Source organism: Mycolicibacterium neoaurum, from assembly GCF_036946495.1.
Lineage (GTDB): Bacteria > Actinomycetota > Actinomycetes > Mycobacteriales > Mycobacteriaceae > Mycobacterium > Mycobacterium neoaurum_B.
Window position 1 is genome coordinate 285,606 of record NZ_JAQIIX010000002.1, and the last position, 18,845, is coordinate 304,450.

The window sequence follows — 18,845 nt, forward strand, 5'->3', positions numbered from 1 at the left end:
CTGTTAGCCTTTTGATCACAAAGGTGTGTAACAAATCAGCCATCCCGTACGACAGAGGGATGTCGCCCGAATCAGTCGGGTGGGGAAAGGTATAAACCACATGCTCAAGGTGTCGCGCACGAAGCTGGCCGTCGTGATCGGCGGGATCGCAGTAGCACTGCCGATGTCGGCCGGGATCGCCTCTGCCCAGCCCGACCTCAGCAATGTCGTCAACACGACCTGCACTTACGACCAGGTGATGGCCGCGATGAACGCCCAGCAGCCGGATCTGGCCGCGCAGTTCAACGCTCAGCCGATGGCCCTGGGCATGCTGCGGAGCTTCCTGTCCTCGGGACCGGTGGAGCGTCAGAACACGGTCAACCAGATCGCTGCCTACCCGGGCGCCGCCAGCTACCTCGGCGCGGTGCAGAACCTCGCGGGTACCTGCAACAACTACTGATCGTCGACTTCTGATCGTCGACTACTGATCGTCCTGGTAACGATCACGCTCGTGGACCGTCCCGCGCTCCGATCCGGAGGGCGGGACGTTTCGTTTGCGGGCGGACGCCGCGAGCACGCTCACACCCACCGCGCAGGCGAACACCCCCACGATTAGGTGCCGTGGCCAGTCGGACGCCGCATAGGCCCACAGCTGCAGGACGCCCGCGCCCAGGGCCAACAGGCCGAACGTGAATCCGGCGATACGCAGCGCCATGAGACGAGTGTGCCAGCGGTCCCCGCTTACAGCCCGAGCGATTTCGCGATGATCACCTTCATGACTTCGCTGGTTCCGGCGTAAATCCGCGCCACTCGGGCGTCGGTGTACAACCGGGCTATCGGGTACTCCATCATGTAGCCGTAACCACCGAACAACTGCAGACAGCGGTCGACCACCCTGGCCTGCATTTCGGTGCAGAACAGTTTGACCCGGGCCGCGTCAGCGGTCGACAGCTCCCCGGCGACATGCAGAGCCACGGCACGGTCGAGCATCGCCTGGCCTGCCTCGACCTCGGCAGAGCAGGCAGCCAGCTCGAACTTCGTGTTCTGGAATGACGAGACCGATGCTCCGAAGATCGTCCGGTCCCTGGTGTAGCGGATGGCCTCCGCTATCGCCGAACGCGCCTGAGCCACCGACCCCACCGCGATGGTGAGCCGCTCCTGTGGCAGGTTCTGCCCGAGATAGCCGAACGCGTCGCCTTCCTGGCCGAGCACATTGCCGGCGGGCACTCGCACATCGACGAACGACAGCTCCGCGGTGTCCTGGACCTTGCAGCCCATCTTCTCCAGCTCCCGGCCTCGGGTGAAGCCGGGCATCCCGTCCTCCACCACGAAAAGCGTCAGACCCTTGCGCCGGTTGTCCGGGTCGGTTGCGGTGCGGGCAACGACGATCACCAGGTCGGCCTGCATGCCGCCGGTGATGAAAGTTTTGGCGCCGTTGAGAATCCAGTCCTCACCATCACGAACCGCCGAGGTCCGCATACCGGCCAGATCGGATCCGGTCCCGGGCTCTGTCATCGCTATGGCAGTCAACAGGGTGCCGTCGGCCAATCCGGGGAACCAGCGGGTGCGCTGCTGCTCATCGGCGTAGTGCAGGAAGTACGGGAGGATCACCTCGAGCTGGGTGCGCACCGTCGACAGCGTCACCAACGCCCGGGCGGCCTCTTCCTGCAGCACCACGTTGTAGCGGTAATCCGGCTCGCCCCCTCCCCCGAACTCCTCGGGGATGGCCATGCCCAACATGCCCAGCGCACCCATCTTCTCGAATACTGCCCGCGGCATACGGCCGGCCTTTTCCCAGTCGGGATATGCAGGCACGACCTCCTTCTCGACGAAGTCGCGGGCCAGTTCACGGAACGCCTCATGGTCTTCGGTGAACAGATCTCGTTGCACTGCATGCTCCTTTTCGCTCAGGCCACGAGCTCGACGAGGGTGGCGTTGGCGGTGCCGCCGCCCTCACACATGGTCTGCAACCCGTACCGAATACCGTTGTCGCGCATGTGGTGGATCATTCGGGTCATCAACACCGCGCCCGATGCCCCGAGCGGATGCCCTAGTGAGATGGCACCGCCGAGTGGGTTGAGCTTGGTCTCCGCCACCCCGGTCTCGGCCAGCCAGGCCAGTGGCACCGGCGCAAAAGCCTCGTTGACCTCGAATACCCCCACCTCGTCGATCCCGACGCCGGACTTGCGCAACACCTTCTCGGTCGCCGGGATGGGAGCGGTCAACATCAGCACCGGGTCGGCTCCGGTGACCGCGCCGGCCCGGTAGCGGACCAGCGGTGTGAGACCCAGATTCAGCGCCTGGTCGGAGCTCATGACCAGCAGCGCAGCCGCCCCGTCGGAGATCTGTGAGGAGTTACCTGCGTGGATGATGCCGTCCTCGGTGAAAGCGGGTTTGAGACCGCCGAGAGTCTCGACCGTGGTGCCGCGTCGGAGGCCCTCGTCGAGGGTGATCACGTCGGATTCGGTGAACACCGGCACGATCTGGTCGATGAACGCACCGGAATCCTGCGCCGCTGCGGCGCGTTCGTGCGACCGCGCGGAATACTCGTCGCAACGCGCCCGGGACAGCCCCCACTGCTGACAGATCATCTCGGCGGACAGACCTTGATTGAAGGCGAAATTGTCATATCGGGCAAGTACTTTCGGGCCGTACGGTTGGCCGGTGGTGCGTGCGGCCCCCAGCGGAACGCGGCTCATCACCTCGACTCCCCCGGCGACCACCACGTCCTGCTGACCCGACATGACGGCCTGCACCGCGAAGTCCAGCGCCTGTTGACTCGATCCGCAGGCGCGGTTCACCGTGGTGCCCGGAATCGACTCCGGCCAGCCGGCTGCCAACACCGCATAGCGCCCGATGTTGCTGGATTGATCGCCCACTTGCGATACGCAACCCCAGACCACGTCATCGACGAGTGCCGGGTCCACACCGGTGCGTTCGGACAGTTCGTTGAGTACCAGGGCTGACAGGTCCGCGGCATGCTGATCGGACAGCGCGCCGTTGCGCTTTCCCACCGGGGTGCGCACGGCTCCTACGATGACGGTCTCGCGCATCAGGTCTGCTCCTTCGTCGTGGGCGGGTGCTCCCCGCTGCCGGTGAACGCCGGCCCTATTGCCCCCATATCGCGCAGGGCGGCCAGTTCGGTTCTGCTGTAACCGAACTCGGTCAGCACGGTGTCGGTGTGCTCGCCGAGTCCCGGAACCGCTCCCATCCCCAGTTCGTGACCGGCGATGATGGGCGGCGGAAGCAACGCGGTGATCTCACCGTGGGGCGTATGGACCGGTCGCCACCGGTCACGCACCGCCAGATGCCGGTGGTTGACGACCTCGCTGGGGGTGTTGAAACGCGAATTCCCTATCCCGGCGGCATCAGCGGTGCGCTGAATATCGTCGAGATCGTTTTGCGCGCACCATGATTCGATCGCCACGTCGATCTCGTCGCGGTGCACGCAGCGCTGGACGTTGGTGGCAAGGCGCGGATCGTCGGCCAGGTCGGGACGATCGATGACGTCCCTGGCGAATCGCTGCCACTCGCGATCATTGGTCGTTCCGAGCACCACCGTCTGTCCGTCGCGGGTGCCGTACGCCCCGTACGGCGCGACAGCCGGCGAACCCATTCCCAATGGCTGCCGGTCGATTCCAGAATGCTGGGCGTAGGTCAGCGGATATCCCATGATGTCGGTCATGGTGTCGAACAAGCTGACCGAGACGGCCGGCGCAGCATCGTCACCGCCACCGGCACGGCCCACCAGAAGCGCGAGAATCGACAGCGCCGAATACAGGCCCGTGGTGATATCGGCAACCGGCGGGCCCGGTTTGGCGGGCATGCCCGGATGGCCGGTCGTCGCGCATGATCCGGACTCCGCTTGCACCAGCAGGTCGTAGGCGCGTTTACCCGAGAGCGGACCACCGGCGCCGTATCCGTCGATCTGGACCGGGATCACGCGAGGGTGTCGCCGCTGCAGATCCTGCGGACCCAAGCCCAACCGGTCCGTGGCGCCGGGGGCGAGATTGCAGACGAAGGCATCGGCGTCATCGAGCAGTCGGTGCAGCACATCCATGCCGGCAGGTGACTTCAGGTTGAGGGTCACCGAGTGCTTGCCCCGGTTCGCCCAGACGAAATGGGCGGCCATGCCGTTGACGACGTCATCGTAGGACCTGGCGAAATCGCCACCGTCGGGATTCTCGATCTTGATGATCCGGGCCCCGAAGTCGGCAAGCACCCTGGTGCACATGGGCGCCGATACCGCCTGCTCCATGGCAACGACGGTGATGCCGGAAAGTGGGCCTGTCACACAAATCACATAACCATGCCGCGGCAGATCGGCGGGACACGACCCGGGCGAAGCGTGTGCAGAATGCAATTCTCAGAATACGAGATCGCAAGTATCCTGGCCGCGTGACCGACACCGAACCCGCCTGGAAGCAGCGCGCCCTGGAGCGCTCGCTCAGGCCGGCCAAGCTACGTGCCGCGCAGCGCGTCCAACGCTTTCTCGAAGCCGCCCAGTCGATCATGGCCGAGAAGGGCAGCACCGACTTCACCGTCCAAGAGGTGGTCGATCGGTCGCGGCAGTCGTTGCGGAGCTTCTATCTGCAGTTCGACGGCAAGCACGAGTTGTTGCTCGCACTGTTCGAGGATGCGCTGGGTCAACTGGCCGATCAGATTCGCGGTGCCGTCAGCGCCCACACCGACCCCGTCCAACGACTAAGGGTCGCCGTCGGATTACTCTTCACGTCCGCACACTCCGATGCGGCCGTGCACCGCCCGCTGTTCACCGATGTCGCGCCCCGGCTTTCGGTATCCCACCCCGCCGAGGTCAGGGTGGCTCAGGCGCCGGTGTTGGACCTGCTGTCGGAATTGATGGCCGATGCCGCAACGGCCGGCAGATTGCGTCCGTCCGTCGATCCCCGCCGGATCGCCGTGATCGCGATGCAAACCGTCATGACCGTCGCGCAGTCCGGCGACGGTGGTATCGGAGACGACGCGATCAGCCCGGACGAGATCTGGGACTTCATCGCGAACGGGGTCACCAACGGCGGCTGACGGTTCGCCTGCCGTCGTAGGCTCCGACGATGACGACGATCGGCAAAGCACGCTCACTGGCGTTGGTCACTTCCGCCTATGTCCTGGCGGTGGCGGCAGCCGCGGTGTGGTTGTGGTGGGGTCCGTCCACCGAGATTCTGTGGCTGGACACCCTGATCGCCGACGTTCTCGCGACCCTGGTGATCTTCGTGTTCAGCAGGGTGTACCGCAATTCGAGCTTCTACGACGCCTTCTGGAGCGTCATCCCGCCCTTACTGCTGTTCTATTGGTGGTACCGATCCGCGCCGGACGTCGATGTGTTGCGCACGTGGCTGGTGACCATCGTCATCGTGTTGTGGGCCGTGCGCCTGACCGCGAACTGGGTGTACGCATTTCCGGGACTCCATCACGAGGATTGGCGCTACCCGATGTTCAAGCAACGGGCCGGGCGATTCGAGATCCTGGCCGATCTGGTCGCCATCCATCTCATTCCCACGCTGCAGGTCTTCCTCGCGATGGTGCCGGTGTACATCGCCATAACCCGCCCCGGTCCGGGTTTGGTCTGGCTGAGCTGGGTCGCCCTGGTCGTCGGCGTGGGAGCGGTGGCGCTCGAACTCGTCGCCGACATGCAGATGCACAGGTTCGTGGCGGGACGCCGGGAGGGCCAGGCGATGGACGAGGGGCTGTGGAGTTGGTCGAGGCATCCGAACTACTTCGGCGAGTTCACTTTCTGGGCAGCACTGACCTTGTTCGGGATCGCGGCCGCGCCCGGGTACTGGTGGTTGTCGAGCCTGGGTGCGCTGGCCATCCTCGCCATGTTCCTCGGAGCCAGCATCCCGATGATGGAGGAACGCAGCCTGGCCCGGAGGCCCTCCTACCAGGACGTCATCGACCGGGTGTCCCGTTTCGTCCCGCGGCCGCCCAAAACCTGACCGATGCGCCGAACGGCTGCCCCATTCAGGGGCAGCCGTTCGGTGAGCAGGTCCGATCAGTAGGTCGGCACGAAGACGTCGTTGATCCACACGCCCCAGTGGTTCCATCCGCTATCCCACACCTGTGGTTGGCCCTGCGCCCATGCCGGGTCCACTGGCTTGGGCGGGGCCCACGCCGGCGGGGTGCCGACCGACGGAGCGGCGGGCGGGGCCGGGGGCATCGGATGAGGCTCGGCGGCGGCGACACCGGCGACAGCGAGCGGTCCGGCGACAAGGCCACCGGCGACGGCTGCACCCGCGATCAGCTTCTTCACATTCACATTCATGACACGTAATCCTGTTCTGTGAGAACACCTACCTGAACGTGCGCTGGGTACCGCCGGTGTCAACGACGTAAACGCTCCCCCCAGGATCTGTGATCTGGCTCATAGCAGGGGCGGACTCTTAGACCTGCGTTGACGCAGGTGCTTCCACTAGCCGAGCGGCTACCCTGGACGGGTGAGCGCAACCGGCGGATCGCTGTCACACGGCTACAGTGGCGCGCAGCAGCGGGTGATCGCCGCATCGCTGGAACTTTTCGGAACGCATGGCGTCAGTGCCACCTCGTTACAGATGATCGCCGATGCCATCGGGGTCACCAAAGCCGCTGTCTACCACCAGTTCAAAAGCAAGGACGAGGTCGTCATCGCCGTCATCGAGAGTGAGCTCGCCGCTCTGCAGCCCGCACTCGAGGCCGCCGAGGCCGAACCCGATGTGCACGTGGCCCGAGACATTCTGCTGACCCGCGTCGTCGACCGAATGGTCGCCCGGCGCAGGCTGACTCGCGTCCTGCAATACGACCCGGTCGTGGTGCGCCTGCTCGACGAGCACCCCCCGTTCGTGCGATTCATGGGCCGGCTGCACCGCGTGTTGCTCGGCGCCGGAACCGATCCCGCGGCACGGGTGAATGCGGCAGTCATGTCCGCGGCCCTGAGCGCAGCCCTTATCCATCCACTGGTCACCGACGTCGATGACGCCACTCTGGGTCGGCACATCCTACGAGTGGCCGGCCGCATCCTGGTGCCCGCCGAGAACTGATCCAGAGCCCGCTCCGCAGTCACTCCGGATCATCTCGGTCGGCACTTCGGCACGTCGGCTTGTTAGCCTTCGACCATGGATCGACGGTTCGCAGGCCGTGGTGCCTGGCTGAGCGGGGTGCTCATGCTCGTTCTGATCCTGTCCGGCTGCGCCTCCACGGTCCTCGACGGGCGCCCGGTATCCATGCTGTACGACCCGCAGCGCGCGGGCGGCCCGCCCGCCCGCGACGGGCCGAGCGGGCCGCGCCCCGACGCTCCGGCGCCGGTGAGCGTCGCCGAGAACAGCGACGGTGGCCCGGTCGACCAGCTGGTGCTACGGGCCGTCGATGATCTCGAGGATTTCTGGTCACAGAACTGGGAGGGCGCCCTTACCGGCACCTACAGCCCGGTGTCGCGACTCGTGTCCTATGACGCAGCCGATCCCGCGTCACCCACCGTCTGCGGTAACGAGCTCTACGATCTGTCGAACGCCTTCTACTGCTTCGGTGACGATGTGATGGCCTGGGACAGAGGGCAGTTCATTCCCGGCGCCGCGCAATACTTCGGGGACATGGGTGTGGTCGGGGTGATTGCCCACGAGTTCGGCCACGCCGTGCAGGCCAAAGCCCATCTGGTCGAGAAGTCGACCCCGGTGCTGGTCAAGGAGCAACAGGCCGATTGTTTCGCCGGCGTCTACCTGCATTGGGTGGCGGCGGGTAAGTCCCCGCGATTCGACCTGAGCACCGGGGACGGGCTCAATCACGTTCTGGCCGGCGCCATCTACATCCGCGACCCGCTCATGACCCAGGAAGAAGCCATCCTGACCGGGGACGCGCACGGGTCAGCCCTGGACCGCATCAGTGCCTTCCAGATCGGGTTCGCCGGTAACGCCGATCAGTGTGCGGCCATCGACATGGCCGAGATCACCGAGCGTCAAGGCGATCTCCCGAAGTTTCTGTCCTATGACGCCTACGGCGATCCGTCGGCCAGTGACAGCCCGATCGACGAACAACTGCTGACCAGCCTGATGGACACCCTTACCCAGATCTATCAGCCGGCCAGTCCGCCGTCGTTGAACCTCGACATGGCCTCCTGCCCTGACGCGCAGACAGTGTCCCCGGCGTCCTACTGCCCCTCGACCAACACCGTGAACGTCAATCTCCCCACGCTGCAGGCGTTGGGGACTCCGAAGGCCGAGGACCAGGGCGTACTGCTCCAGGGCGACAACACCGCGCTGTCGATCGTGACATCCAGATACGCGCTGGCCCTGCAGAAGGAGCGCGGCGACCCGCTGGATACAGCGATCGCGGCGCTGCGCACCGCGTGCCTGACCGGCGTCGCGCAGGGCCGGATGGCCGAACCCGGCGGCACCCTGACGTTGTCCGCCGGCGACACCGATGAGGCGATCTCCGGACTGCTGACCAACGGCCTGGCCGCCAGCGATGTCAACGGAGTGACCGCGCCGGCCGGTTTCACCAGGATCCTGGCGTACCGTTCAGGCCTCGGCGGCGAAGCCGACACCTGCTATCAGCGCTTCGGTCCCGCATGACACGGCCGCCGAACCCCAATCAGCCACCAGGTCAGGCTCAGCCGTGGTGGGCGCGGCCCGGTGGGGCGGCACCGCCCCCGCCACAGACACCTGCGCAGGCACCGCCGCGGATGCCGTACCCGCCCAACCAGGGGCCGCCGCCGCACCGACCTCAACACGGTTATCCGGCGCCACCGGCACCTGCGCGCCAACCCCCGCGGCCAGGACAGCCGGGGCCGAGACAGCCGACACCGCAACCCGCACGACGCCCGCCGATCGACCCGAACCGCTACCTGCTCCGGCCGGAGCAGCAGGCCGGTGGACATCGACGGCAACGGACAACACCGGACCACCGGCGCGCCGCCACCATTGCCGGACTGGCGGGTGTCGCCGTTGTCGGCGTCGGTATCGGCATCTGGCAGTTCGGATTCGACCGTGCTCCGGTGATCAGGGTCGAAACGGCCGAGGCCGGGGTGCGCGCCATCCTGTCTGATCCGATCAACGGATACGGCGCCAACTCCATCAGCGCACTGCGGTGCAACGGCGGCAAGGATCCATCGGCCGCCAAGGGCGACAGCTTCACCTGTGACGTCGAGATCGACGGGGCGATCCGGCAGGTGTATGCCGAGTTCACCGACGACCGCGGCACGTTCGCCGTGGACGGACCGCGGTGATCAGGTACCGGGACGCTTGTGCTGCTGGCCGTGCACACCTTCGGCATACGCCGTTTCGGCGTGCTGGGTGAAGTCGATACCGGATAGTTCGTCTTCGCGGGTTACCCGGAATCCCATGGTCGCGTCGATCACCTTTCCCAGCACGAACGACACGGTGAACGCGAACGCGGCGACCACGACGATGCCCAGAGTCTGCTTGCCCACCTGGGTGATCCCGCCGCCGTAGAAAAGGCCCTCGGGACCGCCCGACACGGCCTCGGCTGCGAGCAGACCGATGAGGAAGGTTCCGACCACCCCGCCGACGAAGTGCACTCCCACCACGTCGAGCGAATCATCGTATCCAGCGGTGAATTTCCACCCGATCGCATACGAGCACACCACGCCCGCAACCAGACCGACCACTACGGCGCCCAGCGGCGAGACGAACCCGCATGACGGCGTGATGGCGACCAGGCCCGCTACGACGCCGGAGGCGGCGCCAAAGGTGGTCGGGTGCCCATCGCGGAAGCGTTCGACTGCGAGCCAGCCCAGCATCCCGAGGCATCCGGCGATCAGCGTGTTGAGGAAGATGACCGCGGCCTTGCCGTCCACCGCGAATGCCGAGCCCGCGTTGAAACCGAACCAGCCGAACCACAACAGGCCGACACCGAGCAGGACGAACGGGAGATTGTGCGGGCGCATGGCCTCGGATTTGAACCCGATACGCGGGCCGAGCACCAGCGCGAGCGCCAAAGCCGAGGCCCCCGAGACGATCTCGACAACCAATCCACCCGCGAAGTCGAGCGCGCCGAAGACGGAGAGCCACCCGCCAGGTCCCCAGACCCAGTGCGCGACGGGCGAATACACGGCCAACGTCCACAGCGCGACGAACAGCGTCCACGCCGAGAATTTCGCCCGGTCGGCGATCGCGCCGCTGACCAGCGCCGCGGTGAGAATGGCGAACGCCAACTGGAACGTCACGAACAGCAGCTCGGGCACATTGGAGCGCACCGCGGACACATCGATACCGGACAAGCCGAGGTGGCCGAGCCCGCCGATGATTCCGCCCCCGGCGTCCGTGCCGAACGCCAGGCTGTAGCCGGCCACGATCCAGGTGACCGTGACGACCGGGATGGCGATGAAGCTCATCATGATCATGTTCAGCACGCCGGTGGAGCGGACCATGCCGCCGTAGAAGATGGCCAGACCCGGGGTCATCAACAACACCATCGCGGTGCTGACGAGCAACCAGGCGGTGGCGGCGGGGTCGATCTGCACGCGGGCTCCTTCGTCAGGGCAAAACGCCCGGACGACTATGACACAGTGGGTGTGCCCGCGATCTCCGGATCGGCCTATTTCAGCTATCTGACAGCGGCGACGATTGCCGGGCGTCACCGAGGCCGCCCGCAGGTGCCCTCCTCGCAACCGCAACACCCGTGCCCCGGTCGGTGGACTTAGCCATCGACGCACCCCGGGGTGGCAAATCTAGGTCATTCGCTCGTCGAAGACCTTCCTGAGGTTTGCCACACTTGCACGACCACGTAAAAACCGTGATTGAACAGCGGATATAGCCCCGCGATGCGTATTGTTCGGTTCGCTCAGCAATTTTTACGTAGGCGTCAAACCAGGAGTGGGGAGCAATCGATGACGGTGGACGGGACACAGGAAGCGCATCCGGACTGCGTGGGTGAACGCCGAGCCCAGCAAGCACGGCTGTGGCTCGGCGCGGGCGCGATGACCCTTGGTATGGGAGCCGCGATGCTCGGCGGCGCGGCCATCGCGGCCGCCGACTCGCCAGATGCACCCTCGGGGACCACCCGCACCGGTTCCTCCGACAGCTCCGATTCCTCGTCGTCCTCCGATGCGGGATCGACCACCGCGGGACCGGTGAAAGGCAGCGGCGGGTCGTCGCGCGAGACTGACAACTCTTCACCGGACGATTCCGAAGACAGCTCCGGAACGCGCGCCAAGGACGACGCGGAGCAGTCCGACGACTCCGACGGCAGCTGGGGCGAAGGGTTACCCACCCGTGGTTCGGGTCTCGACGAGGACGATGCAACCGCCGAGGAGACCATCGGCGGCTCCGAAGAAGTCATCCCCGAGGAGACCGTGGCCGAGGCGGTCACCATCGTCGAGGAGAACAACCCGACCGGCACCTCGAACGAATCCACCGCCACACCGCAACCAGCCGCTGCCAATTCCCCGGTGATCTCGGACGGCTCATCGGCGTCCGCGCCACCCGAACCCGACAGCACTCCCCTCCTCACGCCGGCGGTCAACGACAGTGGGCTGAGCACCATCACCGGATCCGCGGGCGCCAGTTTCTACACGCTGGCCTCCACCTCGAGCGCCGTGGGGCGCGCGGCGGCGCTGTCTCCGGCCGCTGTGCCTGCCGCTGCGGTAGCGCAGGCGAGCAACCCGTTCGGCCTGCCCACTCCCGAAGAACTGCTGCGCGGGCTGCAGGAACTCGGCACCAATGTGTACTTCGCCGTGATGAACCAGCTCTACGGGTTCCAACGCAGTCTGACGGCACTGCGCGACGATGTGATCGGCATCCTCGGGTTCACCCAGGAGGTGATCACCAGGTCGCTGCCGTTCGGTAATCCGACAGGCAATGCCCAGTACTTCGTGCAATCCGGCGACTTCCTTTCAGCCGGGCTGGCGACCGTGGCCATGGCGTACGCGCAGTTGACCGGCACCCCCGTGGATCTAGCGAGCTTCCTCGCCAAGGCAGCGAACACCCCAAGCCTCAGAGTGCCCGGCACGATGGTCTATCTAGGTCCCGGCGCACGGCTCGTCTATTGGACAGACACCTATGAGGTGTTGCAGGACAAGGACGTTCGCATCATCATCCGCAGCTACGGCACCGACCAGGCGAGCAAGGCGTTCGACGACCTCACCAAAGGTCTGCTGGATCCGACCAAGGCCATGATCGTCCCGATCAACGGCCCGGTGTCGGACAGCACTGACGTCAAGGAGAAGACCGTCGTCGTCATCGGAGTCGACAATGTCAACGGGACGGTCACCATCAATGACCCCACCCGGGACGATGGGCAGGGCCTGGTGCTGAGTTATGACGACTTCATGGCGGCATGGGGAGCCCAAAACCACAAGCTGGTCACCACCCAGCTCAGCAGCTCGCCGAACGTGGCACCGGAGGCCACCGAGACCAGATGGGTCTGGTCGTTGCCGTCCATCCAGCAGATCGGCTCGCGGGTCGCGGCGGCATTCGTGCACCAGGTTCAAGTCTTCCAGGAGAGCATGACCTATCTCACCGACGATCTGTCCCGCGCGTTCGGCGTTTCCCAGCCGGAACCCATCGCCCCGCCGTCTGCCGGTGATACCGAGTACGGGAATTACCTTGCCAACTATCAATACTGGAAGTACCAGGGCGAATTCGGCACGTGCGCGCTGATGGCCACCTCCGCTGTCATCGCACAGTTGACCGCCAACGGCATGCCGGTCGACATGGATGCGATCGCCGCCGAAGTGCAGTACCTGGCGGAGACGCTGCCCAGCGGTGTCATCAAAGGCGAACCTATCTACATTGAGAGGGAAGGGCGTGGGACGTTCCGAGAGGACGTCATCACCCTGTTGAACAGGTTCGGCATCAACGCCGACTACACCACGTATCTCAAGACCGAAGGATCGCTGGCACTGGACAACATGACCACCGCACTCGAAAACGGCCAGTCGGTGATCGTCAGCGTCAACAACAGAGTGGTCTACGACGCGTGGAACAAGCAGTTCTTCGGCGACCGCTGGGCGCGGTACCGGGACGGCCTGGACGAGTCCAATCACGCCGTCACCGTGCTCAGCGTCAACATGACCAAGGGCGTCGTCTACCTCAACGACAGCGCATTGCAGCACGGACAAGGCCTCGCCGTGCCGCTCGATCAGTTCATGAAGGCGTGGCAGACAAGCTCCTTCGCCCTCACCACCGCCGAACGCGACAGTAGCGCCGCCGGCTGAGGGTCGAGTATCTCGCAGGCGGGTGATGAGGCTTTCTCGCCGCATCACCCGCCTGATCTCGCAGCCACCCATTACCGGTCAACTCCGACTCCAGCCAAGGATGCTCATGTCTTCCCGCACAGTCCGGCTCACCGCAGCCGCCGCCATCACCGCAACCGCAACACTTTTCGCCGCTCCCGCGGTGGCAGTGGCCGATCCGTTCGACGATGACGAGGGAACCGTTCAAGTCGACTCGCCGCCCGCGGAAGCCGCCGAGGAACCACAACAAGAGCCCGAACCGCAGCCGGAGCCGGAACCCGAGCCTGCCCCGGAGCCGGAGCCTGCTTCAGAGCCGGAGCCAGAACCCGCACCGGAACCCGAGCCCGAGCCGCAACCGGAACCTGCGCTGGGCTCGGCTCCGGATTCTGAGCCGGACCAAACCGGTGAGACCGGTCCTCAGCAGGACGATCCCGGCGCTGCTCCCGACGCTCCCGGTGCTGACGCCGACACATCGACAGGCGCCGATGATCCGGCGTCCCCCGGGCAGGCGTCTGACGGTGACACCACCCCTGATGACACCACCCCCGACATCGCCTCCCCTGATATCGCCGATATCGATGCCGGAGACCTGGAGACGGCATCACGTGCGGAGCCCGAATTCAGCGAGGCCACCGAAGCATCGGCGACACAGATCGAACAGCTACAAAGCCTCGTCGAGTCGGAATACCTCTCGGAGTCCAGTTCGGTCGTCACCCAATGGGACTCGTCCTGGGTTCAGTACACCCAGTGGTATCAACCGATGTTGATCAGTCCATACCGAACCCCGGTGACGATCGCCTACGTGGCAGACGGGCGGCCGTACATCACCGAGCTCGCGCCGCTGCGGCCGACGGTTCTCACCGTGCCGCAGGCGGGCGTGCACAGCTTCACCGCGGTGGTCAACGATCCGGCCGGCCGGGTGACAAACGTGTCGGTGGGTAGCTTCTCCGGTGGCGGCTACGTACCCGCACCCGGTCAACCGCCTCCCCCCAAGCCCGCCGTGCCGACAACCTACGAAAACGTGCTGGTGTCCTTCAAACTCGGCGACGCGTCGTACAAGCCTGTGGTCGTCAAGAAGGTGGTCGACCTCGGTGACGATCCGGCTCGGTCGCTGACCAAGGTGCTGCTCGATGAGGAGACACCGGCCTGGGGCACCTGGGGACCCACCGACTCCGGGCGACGCAGTTTCACCGTCTCGCTGACCGACCGCCTCCCCGGATTGAGCACACCGGGAACCGACCTGCCGCCCGGCTACCGCCTGCAGGCCGAGGAACGCAGCACCGCGGAGAAGGCGGACTCGTCGACGCCGGTGCTCGCCTGGGTCGCTGCTGGACTCGGTGGCATCGCAGTGCTGGCCGTGATCGGCGCCGTGGTGAGCGCTCGGCGACGACGCCAGGGGTGATCGGAGGGCGTGCGAATTCGATTCACCAGCACCGAAAGGTAGTCCGTGTGGGGTGGAGCGATTCAGGGCGTTGACATGCAAGTGGCCGCTTGCATAACATTCGGTGGGTGGGTGATGTCTTCAAGGCACTGGCAGATCCCACACGCCGCACAATCCTCGACGAACTGACCGAACGCGACGGGCAGACCCTCTTCGAGATCTGCGCACGGCTGGCGTCCAAGCATGGACTCGGCTCGTCACGACAGGCGATTTCGCAGCATCTGGATGTCCTGGAAGAGGCCGGTCTGGTGAAGACCAGACGTGAAGGTCGTTACAAACTTCATGACCTCGACACAACTCCGCTCATAACGATCGTCGAGCGATGGCTCGACAAGCCCGATACCCGTTCGACAGCACGGAAAGGATCACCGTGAGAATCACATTGGCCAGCGTTTTCGTAGACGATCAGGACAAGGCGCTGCGGTTCTACACCGAAGTCCTCGGATTCCGACCGAAACACGATGTGCCGATGGGTGACCACCGCTGGATCACCGTGGTGTCGCCGGAGGATGAGGGCGGCACCGAACTCGTCCTCGAACCCGACGAACACCCTGCGGTTCGGCCGTTCAAGGAGGCTCTGGCCGCCGACGGCATCCCGTTCACGGCATTCGCCGTCGACGACGTCCATGCCGAGCACCACCGGCTGAGCGAGATGGGCGTGTCGTTCACCCAAGAACCGGTGAGCATGGGGCCGGTCACCACGGCCGTGCTCGACGACACCTGCGGCAACCTCATCCAGATCCAGCAGACCGCCTGAACCTGTCACGGGCATACCCCTCAGTCGGGGAAGTCCGCGCTGCGCGAGAGGGTCTCGTTCACACGCAGTTCGGCCAGGGTCTGCTCCAGCTCATCGATCACCGCGTCGTATCCGCCGTTGCCCAGCACCAGACGCCGAGGCGGCGGGTCCTGAGCCATTGCAGCGATCACCGCACGGGCACCGCGGTGCGGATCACCGGGCTGAACACCATCCATCTCGACGAAGGTTGCACGGACCTGCTCGAGCATGTCGTGATACTCCGAAATCGGTTCGGTGATCGGCTCGTTGGCGAAACCGGAGTAAGCGTTCGTGCGAAAGGCGCCCGGTTCCACCGCCAACACCGAGATGCCCTGCCCGGCGACCTCGACACGCAGCGCATCGGTGACGGCCTCGACGGCGAACTTCGTCGCGCTGTAGTAGCCGAAACCGGGTGCCGACACCAGCCCTGCCACCGAGGAGACATTGACGATCCAGCCCTTTCCGCGGGCACGCATCCCGGGCAGCACAGCACGCGTCACTAACAGCACCGCAAAGAAGTTCAGTTCGAACATCCCCCGCACGGCGGACTCGTCCATACCCTCGATCGATCCGTACCAACCGCGGCCGGCATTGTTGACCAACACATCGATACCACCGAACCGCTCCTCGGCGGCCTGCACCGCGCGCCGCACCTGCGTGGCATCGGTGAGTTCCAGCGGGACCACGAGAACCCGATCGCCATGACGATCGGCCCAGTCGGCCAGCTCCTGCGGGCGCCGGGACGTGATCGTCACGCGGTCCCCCGCTTCCAGCGCCGCCTCGGCGAACGCCATCCCGAAGTTACCGGGCGTCCCGCCGGTGATGAACCATCGCCTGCTCATGCCTCACACACCAATCGGCTGATCGACTCGCCGTCCACGGTGAAACGGAAGTGCAGGTCGACTACCCCGCCGGGGAAATCGCCCTCCAGATGCTGAATCACGTCAACACCGTTGTCGGTCATGGTCGCCCCGACGAACTCCGCGGTGTAGGTGAACTCACCGGCCGACGCGGCCAGCCAGGCACCGATCTCATCGCGGCCCGTGTAGTCGCGGCCCTCGTCGGTCACCACGGCGTCGGCGGTGAAGGTGGCGACTGCTCGGCCGTCCTCCGGCGTGGCGTGGGTGGTCATGAACGTTCTTACAGGGTCTGGGAGCGCGTTCCATTCGATTGTGGTCATGGCACCACCGTCGGGCTTCCCGTTAGGGGAAAGTCAAGCCCTTGCCGATAGCGCACCGCGGTCTTGACCTTGCCCTAGGGGCAACCTTCAAGATGGCCTTGTCCGCCATCTGGGCGGCCGACGATAGAGGAGGACGCTGTGGGCGCACAGGTCTCGATCGGTGACTTCGCGGTGATGACCAGTCTGAGCAGGAAGGCGCTTCGCCACTATCACGACATCGGGATCCTCGAACCCGCCCACATCGACCCCTACACCGGCTACCGCTTCTACGACACCAGCCAGGTCGATCACGCGCACATCATCCGCCGATTCCGATCCCTGGGCATGTCCATTCCCGATATCAAGGCGCTGTTGAGCACCGAGGATGCCATCGCCCGCACCGAGATCATCACCACCCATCTCGAGCAGATGGAAGCGCAACTGCAGCAGACCCGGGACACCGTCGGTGCGCTACGTGAATTGCTCTCCCCCGTAAAGCCTCCGGCCGAGGTCGCCGTGCGCCAGGAGTCACCGCTCGCTGTGTGGTCGGTCGGCGGCACCATCGATGTCTCCGATATCGATGAGTGGTTCTCGGCATCGCTGCAGCAACTGCGAACGGCCGTCGCCGAGGCCGTGGGCGAACCGATTGCGGTAAGCCCGGGCGGGCTCTATGACCGAGCACTGTTCCTCGAACAGCGTGGCAGTGCAACGATGTTCGTGCCCGCACCACCATCAGCGCAGCCTCCTGCCGGTATCGACGCCACGACCCTGCCGAAGTCTGAGTTCGCGGTGCTGACCCATCAGGGCGGTCACGACGGCATCGACCGCAGTTACGCCGCGCTGGGAATCTATGTCAACGAGCACCTGATCAGCAGCCAGGGACCGATCCGCGAGCACTACATCGGCAGCACCCTGGCAGATCCGACAGCGTTCACGGCCACCGAGATATGTTGGCCGATCTTCCGCACCACCGCGGCGACGGACTGACGGCAGTCATGACCGTAGGCTTTGGGATGGGGAGCCAGAACGTTTCAGCCAGATTCTGACCGATACAAACGCAGGCACGGATCCACGTAATCGACACTGCGCCCAAGTGCGGCGAGTTCGGTAGGGGTGCCCACCACCGCCAGTTCGTCGAACTCGGGCTCGTCGCAGTTTCTGACGAAGTCGCGCACATCGGCCAACTCGCGAACGTCCAAATCGGCGGCCCGGAAGCACACGCCCACATTGTGATGGTCGCCGCGGCACACGGCCCACAACTTCAGGGTTCGGGGCTCCCGCCACAGCCCGGTTTCTTCCAGCAGTTCGCGCGAAGCCTCGGTCGCGAGATGGTCGATATCCAGTGGCGTGCCTGACGGCGGCGGTGTCACAGAGCCTCCGGGAAACTGCCAGCGCCCCGCTTTAGCCGTGAGTGGGCCGGCTCGCCCAACAAGCACCATTCGCCCTGGCGCGGGCACGAGGACAGTCACGAAAAGTGTGGAGATGCGATGCCCAAACCTTCTCAGCGCCAGCGATCGGTAGGTGCTGGGCGACCACCACACAACCATCCGACTCGATACGGCGTCGAACGAGCAGCGATCAACCAACACCAGCGGACCGTCGAACAGTCCCGGATTCTGGTGCGTGGCGGCGGCGAATAAGCGAATCGCCGCCTGCGTCTCCTCATGGGTCACGCGCGGACCATCGCCTCTTTCGAACCGCAAGTCGGATGGCTGCCCGATCCAGACGCGATCATCGCCGATCAGCGAACCTCCTCGGGGTCAGCATCCACGGCAATCGCTTTCAGAAATGACGAGGACGTACGACGATCTGAACGTCATCGTCGTACAGGATCAATCCAGGATCGTCCGCCTGCCGCAGTCTCCACGCGACGTCGTACCGGTCGAGGAGTGCCAAGTATCCCGGGACTCTCTCAAGCACGTCTCTGGCACCGGCCTTGAACCAGCACGCGGTCACTGGGTTGAGAGCACGGTCGAACAGCGTCGGATCAATTGTCGCCGGGTCGTGGTAGGCGGTATTGAGCCAGTCGTTGTTTTCTCGCCACCAAGCTCGGTCGCGGGCACTTAGTCGGTGTGACCTCGCCAGTCCGTTCGCCAGCCCGAAAATCCCGGTGTGGTTGCCGCAACTGTTCGCCACCGCCGATTCATAGCGAAGATAGAGTGACATCGCTTGGACCTTCCTGCTGGTCGGTGCGGCCTGGCAAAGTCTGAAAAGCTCTCGCGTCGAGATCAATTCGCTAAATCTCGTGCAGTCATGCTAAGGCAAACGGCACCGATCATTATCGGTGATCCATACTGACCATGCGATGCAA

The 18,845-nt window shown here is 65.1% G+C and carries 21 protein-coding genes; 11 read left to right on the top strand and 10 right to left on the bottom strand.

Annotated elements, in window-relative coordinates:
• The first annotated feature begins 100 nt into the window (after nucleotides 1–100).
• A complete protein-coding gene (locus PGN27_RS06770) occupies nucleotides 101–439 on the top strand; it encodes a hemophore-related protein (protein ID WP_335325474.1) in 339 nt (112 codons plus the stop codon).
• Between the two features lie 21 nt (nucleotides 440–460).
• Here PGN27_RS06770 and PGN27_RS06775 read toward each other — a convergent pair whose 3' ends face one another.
• From PGN27_RS06775 to PGN27_RS06790, 4 genes are read right to left on the bottom strand one after another with little or no spacing between them, the layout of a single operon-like run.
• Nucleotides 461–694 (bottom strand): hypothetical protein, encoded by a 234-nt coding sequence (locus PGN27_RS06775; protein WP_335325475.1) that lies wholly within the window; start codon nucleotides 692–694, stop codon nucleotides 461–463.
• Nucleotides 695–720: 26 nt separating this feature from the next.
• Complete coding sequence (locus tag PGN27_RS06780) at nucleotides 721–1,869, bottom strand: acyl-CoA dehydrogenase family protein (protein ID WP_335325476.1); 1,149 nt, start codon at nucleotides 1,867–1,869, stop codon at nucleotides 721–723.
• Nucleotides 1,870–1,886: 17 nt separating this feature from the next.
• A complete protein-coding gene (locus tag PGN27_RS06785) occupies nucleotides 1,887–3,032 on the bottom strand; it encodes a thiolase family protein (RefSeq protein WP_335325477.1) in 1,146 nt (381 codons plus the stop codon).
• Nucleotides 3,032–4,279, bottom strand: a complete 1,248-nt coding sequence (locus PGN27_RS06790; protein ID WP_472850857.1) for a CaiB/BaiF CoA transferase family protein — start codon at nucleotides 4,277–4,279, stop codon at nucleotides 3,032–3,034. The genes PGN27_RS06785 and PGN27_RS06790 overlap by 1 nt, the downstream gene beginning before the upstream one ends.
• Before the next feature lie 98 nt (nucleotides 4,280–4,377).
• Between PGN27_RS06790 and PGN27_RS06795 the strand changes: the two genes are divergently transcribed.
• Both PGN27_RS06795 and PGN27_RS06800 read left to right on the top strand, forming a co-directional pair.
• Nucleotides 4,378–5,022 carry a TetR/AcrR family transcriptional regulator gene (locus PGN27_RS06795; protein ID WP_335325479.1) on the top strand — a complete coding sequence of 215 codons (645 nt, stop codon included), beginning with the start codon at nucleotides 4,378–4,380 and terminating at the stop codon, nucleotides 5,020–5,022.
• A gap of 29 nt (nucleotides 5,023–5,051) precedes the next feature.
• Nucleotides 5,052–5,933 (top strand): DUF1295 domain-containing protein, encoded by an 882-nt coding sequence (locus tag PGN27_RS06800; RefSeq protein ID WP_335325480.1) that lies wholly within the window; start codon nucleotides 5,052–5,054, stop codon nucleotides 5,931–5,933.
• Between the two features lie 56 nt (nucleotides 5,934–5,989).
• Here the strand turns inward: PGN27_RS06800 and PGN27_RS06805 are convergent, their stop codons facing one another.
• Nucleotides 5,990–6,259, bottom strand: a complete 270-nt coding sequence (locus PGN27_RS06805) for a hypothetical protein (RefSeq protein ID WP_418888560.1) — start codon at nucleotides 6,257–6,259, stop codon at nucleotides 5,990–5,992.
• Between the two features lie 172 nt (nucleotides 6,260–6,431).
• On the opposite strand from PGN27_RS06805, the gene PGN27_RS06810 reads away from it, so the two are divergent.
• The 3 genes from PGN27_RS06810 (at nucleotide 6,432) to PGN27_RS06820 (ending at nucleotide 9,190) form a co-directional block, all read left to right on the top strand.
• Complete coding sequence (locus PGN27_RS06810) at nucleotides 6,432–7,010, top strand: TetR/AcrR family transcriptional regulator (RefSeq protein ID WP_335325481.1); 579 nt, start codon at nucleotides 6,432–6,434, stop codon at nucleotides 7,008–7,010.
• A 75-nt stretch (nucleotides 7,011–7,085) separates the two neighbouring features.
• Complete coding sequence (locus PGN27_RS06815; protein WP_335325482.1) at nucleotides 7,086–8,537, top strand: neutral zinc metallopeptidase; 1,452 nt, start codon at nucleotides 7,086–7,088, stop codon at nucleotides 8,535–8,537.
• Nucleotides 8,534–9,190, top strand: a complete 657-nt coding sequence (locus tag PGN27_RS06820) for a DUF4333 domain-containing protein (RefSeq protein ID WP_335325483.1) — start codon at nucleotides 8,534–8,536, stop codon at nucleotides 9,188–9,190. The genes PGN27_RS06815 and PGN27_RS06820 overlap by 4 nt, the downstream gene beginning before the upstream one ends.
• Here the strand turns inward: PGN27_RS06820 and PGN27_RS06825 are convergent, their stop codons facing one another.
• Nucleotides 9,191–10,447 (bottom strand): ammonium transporter, encoded by a 1,257-nt coding sequence (locus tag PGN27_RS06825; RefSeq protein WP_030137292.1) that lies wholly within the window; start codon nucleotides 10,445–10,447, stop codon nucleotides 9,191–9,193.
• Nucleotides 10,448–10,813: 366 nt separating this feature from the next.
• Between PGN27_RS06825 and PGN27_RS06830 the strand changes: the two genes are divergently transcribed.
• The 4 genes from PGN27_RS06830 to PGN27_RS06845 all read left to right on the top strand — a co-directional run bounded on the left by PGN27_RS06830 (nucleotide 10,814) and on the right by PGN27_RS06845 (nucleotide 15,357).
• Nucleotides 10,814–13,141 (top strand): hypothetical protein, encoded by a 2,328-nt coding sequence (locus tag PGN27_RS06830; protein WP_335325484.1) that lies wholly within the window; start codon nucleotides 10,814–10,816, stop codon nucleotides 13,139–13,141.
• A 106-nt stretch (nucleotides 13,142–13,247) separates the two neighbouring features.
• A complete protein-coding gene (locus PGN27_RS06835; RefSeq protein ID WP_335325485.1) occupies nucleotides 13,248–14,561 on the top strand; it encodes a hypothetical protein in 1,314 nt (437 codons plus the stop codon).
• Nucleotides 14,562–14,668: 107 nt separating this feature from the next.
• On the top strand, nucleotides 14,669–14,974 hold the full coding sequence (locus tag PGN27_RS06840; RefSeq protein ID WP_030137289.1) for an ArsR/SmtB family transcription factor: 306 nt from the start codon (nucleotides 14,669–14,671) through the stop codon (nucleotides 14,972–14,974).
• On the top strand, nucleotides 14,971–15,357 hold the full coding sequence (locus PGN27_RS06845; protein WP_241473957.1) for a VOC family protein: 387 nt from the start codon (nucleotides 14,971–14,973) through the stop codon (nucleotides 15,355–15,357). The genes PGN27_RS06840 and PGN27_RS06845 overlap by 4 nt, the downstream gene beginning before the upstream one ends.
• Before the next feature lie 20 nt (nucleotides 15,358–15,377).
• Here PGN27_RS06845 and PGN27_RS06850 read toward each other — a convergent pair whose 3' ends face one another.
• On the bottom strand, nucleotides 15,378–16,217 hold the full coding sequence (locus tag PGN27_RS06850; RefSeq protein WP_335325486.1) for an SDR family NAD(P)-dependent oxidoreductase: 840 nt from the start codon (nucleotides 16,215–16,217) through the stop codon (nucleotides 15,378–15,380).
• Nucleotides 16,214–16,507 carry a nuclear transport factor 2 family protein gene (locus PGN27_RS06855; RefSeq protein ID WP_335325487.1) on the bottom strand — a complete coding sequence of 98 codons (294 nt, stop codon included), beginning with the start codon at nucleotides 16,505–16,507 and terminating at the stop codon, nucleotides 16,214–16,216. Before PGN27_RS06855 ends, PGN27_RS06850 begins: the two co-directional genes overlap by 4 nt.
• Nucleotides 16,508–16,693: 186 nt before the next feature.
• On the opposite strand from PGN27_RS06855, the gene PGN27_RS06860 reads away from it, so the two are divergent.
• Complete coding sequence (locus PGN27_RS06860) at nucleotides 16,694–17,521, top strand: MerR family transcriptional regulator (protein ID WP_335325488.1); 828 nt, start codon at nucleotides 16,694–16,696, stop codon at nucleotides 17,519–17,521.
• 44 nt (nucleotides 17,522–17,565) lie between these two features.
• Here the strand turns inward: PGN27_RS06860 and PGN27_RS06865 are convergent, their stop codons facing one another.
• Nucleotides 17,566–18,207: an NUDIX hydrolase gene (locus PGN27_RS06865; RefSeq protein ID WP_335325489.1), complete on the bottom strand. Its 642-nt coding sequence runs from the start codon at nucleotides 18,205–18,207 to the stop codon at nucleotides 17,566–17,568.
• Nucleotides 18,208–18,316: 109 nt separating this feature from the next.
• Nucleotides 18,317–18,700 carry a hypothetical protein gene (locus tag PGN27_RS06870; RefSeq protein WP_335325490.1) on the bottom strand — a complete coding sequence of 128 codons (384 nt, stop codon included), beginning with the start codon at nucleotides 18,698–18,700 and terminating at the stop codon, nucleotides 18,317–18,319.
• Nucleotides 18,701–18,845: the final 145 nt, after the last annotated feature.

Bases quoted from the DNA above. Each gene is read 5' to 3' on its own strand.
- PGN27_RS06770 (WP_335325474.1), top strand. From the start codon at position 101: ATGCTCAAGGTGTCGCGCACGAAGCTGGCCGTCGTGATCGGCGGGATC.
- PGN27_RS06775 (WP_335325475.1), bottom strand. From the start codon at position 694: ATGGCGCTGCGTATCGCCGGATTCACGTTCGGCCTGTTGGCCCTGGGC.
- PGN27_RS06785 (WP_335325477.1), bottom strand. From the start codon at position 3,032: ATGCGCGAGACCGTCATCGTAGGAGCCGTGCGCACCCCGGTGGGAAAG.
- PGN27_RS06800 (WP_335325480.1), top strand. From the start codon at position 5,052: ATGACGACGATCGGCAAAGCACGCTCACTGGCGTTGGTCACTTCCGCC.
- PGN27_RS06805 (WP_418888560.1), bottom strand. From the start codon at position 6,259: ATGAATGTGAATGTGAAGAAGCTGATCGCGGGTGCAGCCGTCGCCGGT.
- PGN27_RS06815 (WP_335325482.1), top strand. From the start codon at position 7,086: ATGGATCGACGGTTCGCAGGCCGTGGTGCCTGGCTGAGCGGGGTGCTC.
- PGN27_RS06820 (WP_335325483.1), top strand. From the start codon at position 8,534: ATGACACGGCCGCCGAACCCCAATCAGCCACCAGGTCAGGCTCAGCCG.
- PGN27_RS06830 (WP_335325484.1), top strand. From the start codon at position 10,814: ATGACGGTGGACGGGACACAGGAAGCGCATCCGGACTGCGTGGGTGAA.
- PGN27_RS06835 (WP_335325485.1), top strand. From the start codon at position 13,248: ATGTCTTCCCGCACAGTCCGGCTCACCGCAGCCGCCGCCATCACCGCA.
- PGN27_RS06850 (WP_335325486.1), bottom strand. From the start codon at position 16,217: ATGAGCAGGCGATGGTTCATCACCGGCGGGACGCCCGGTAACTTCGGG.
- PGN27_RS06855 (WP_335325487.1), bottom strand. From the start codon at position 16,507: ATGACCACCCACGCCACGCCGGAGGACGGCCGAGCAGTCGCCACCTTC.
- PGN27_RS06870 (WP_335325490.1), bottom strand. From the start codon at position 18,700: ATGTCACTCTATCTTCGCTATGAATCGGCGGTGGCGAACAGTTGCGGC.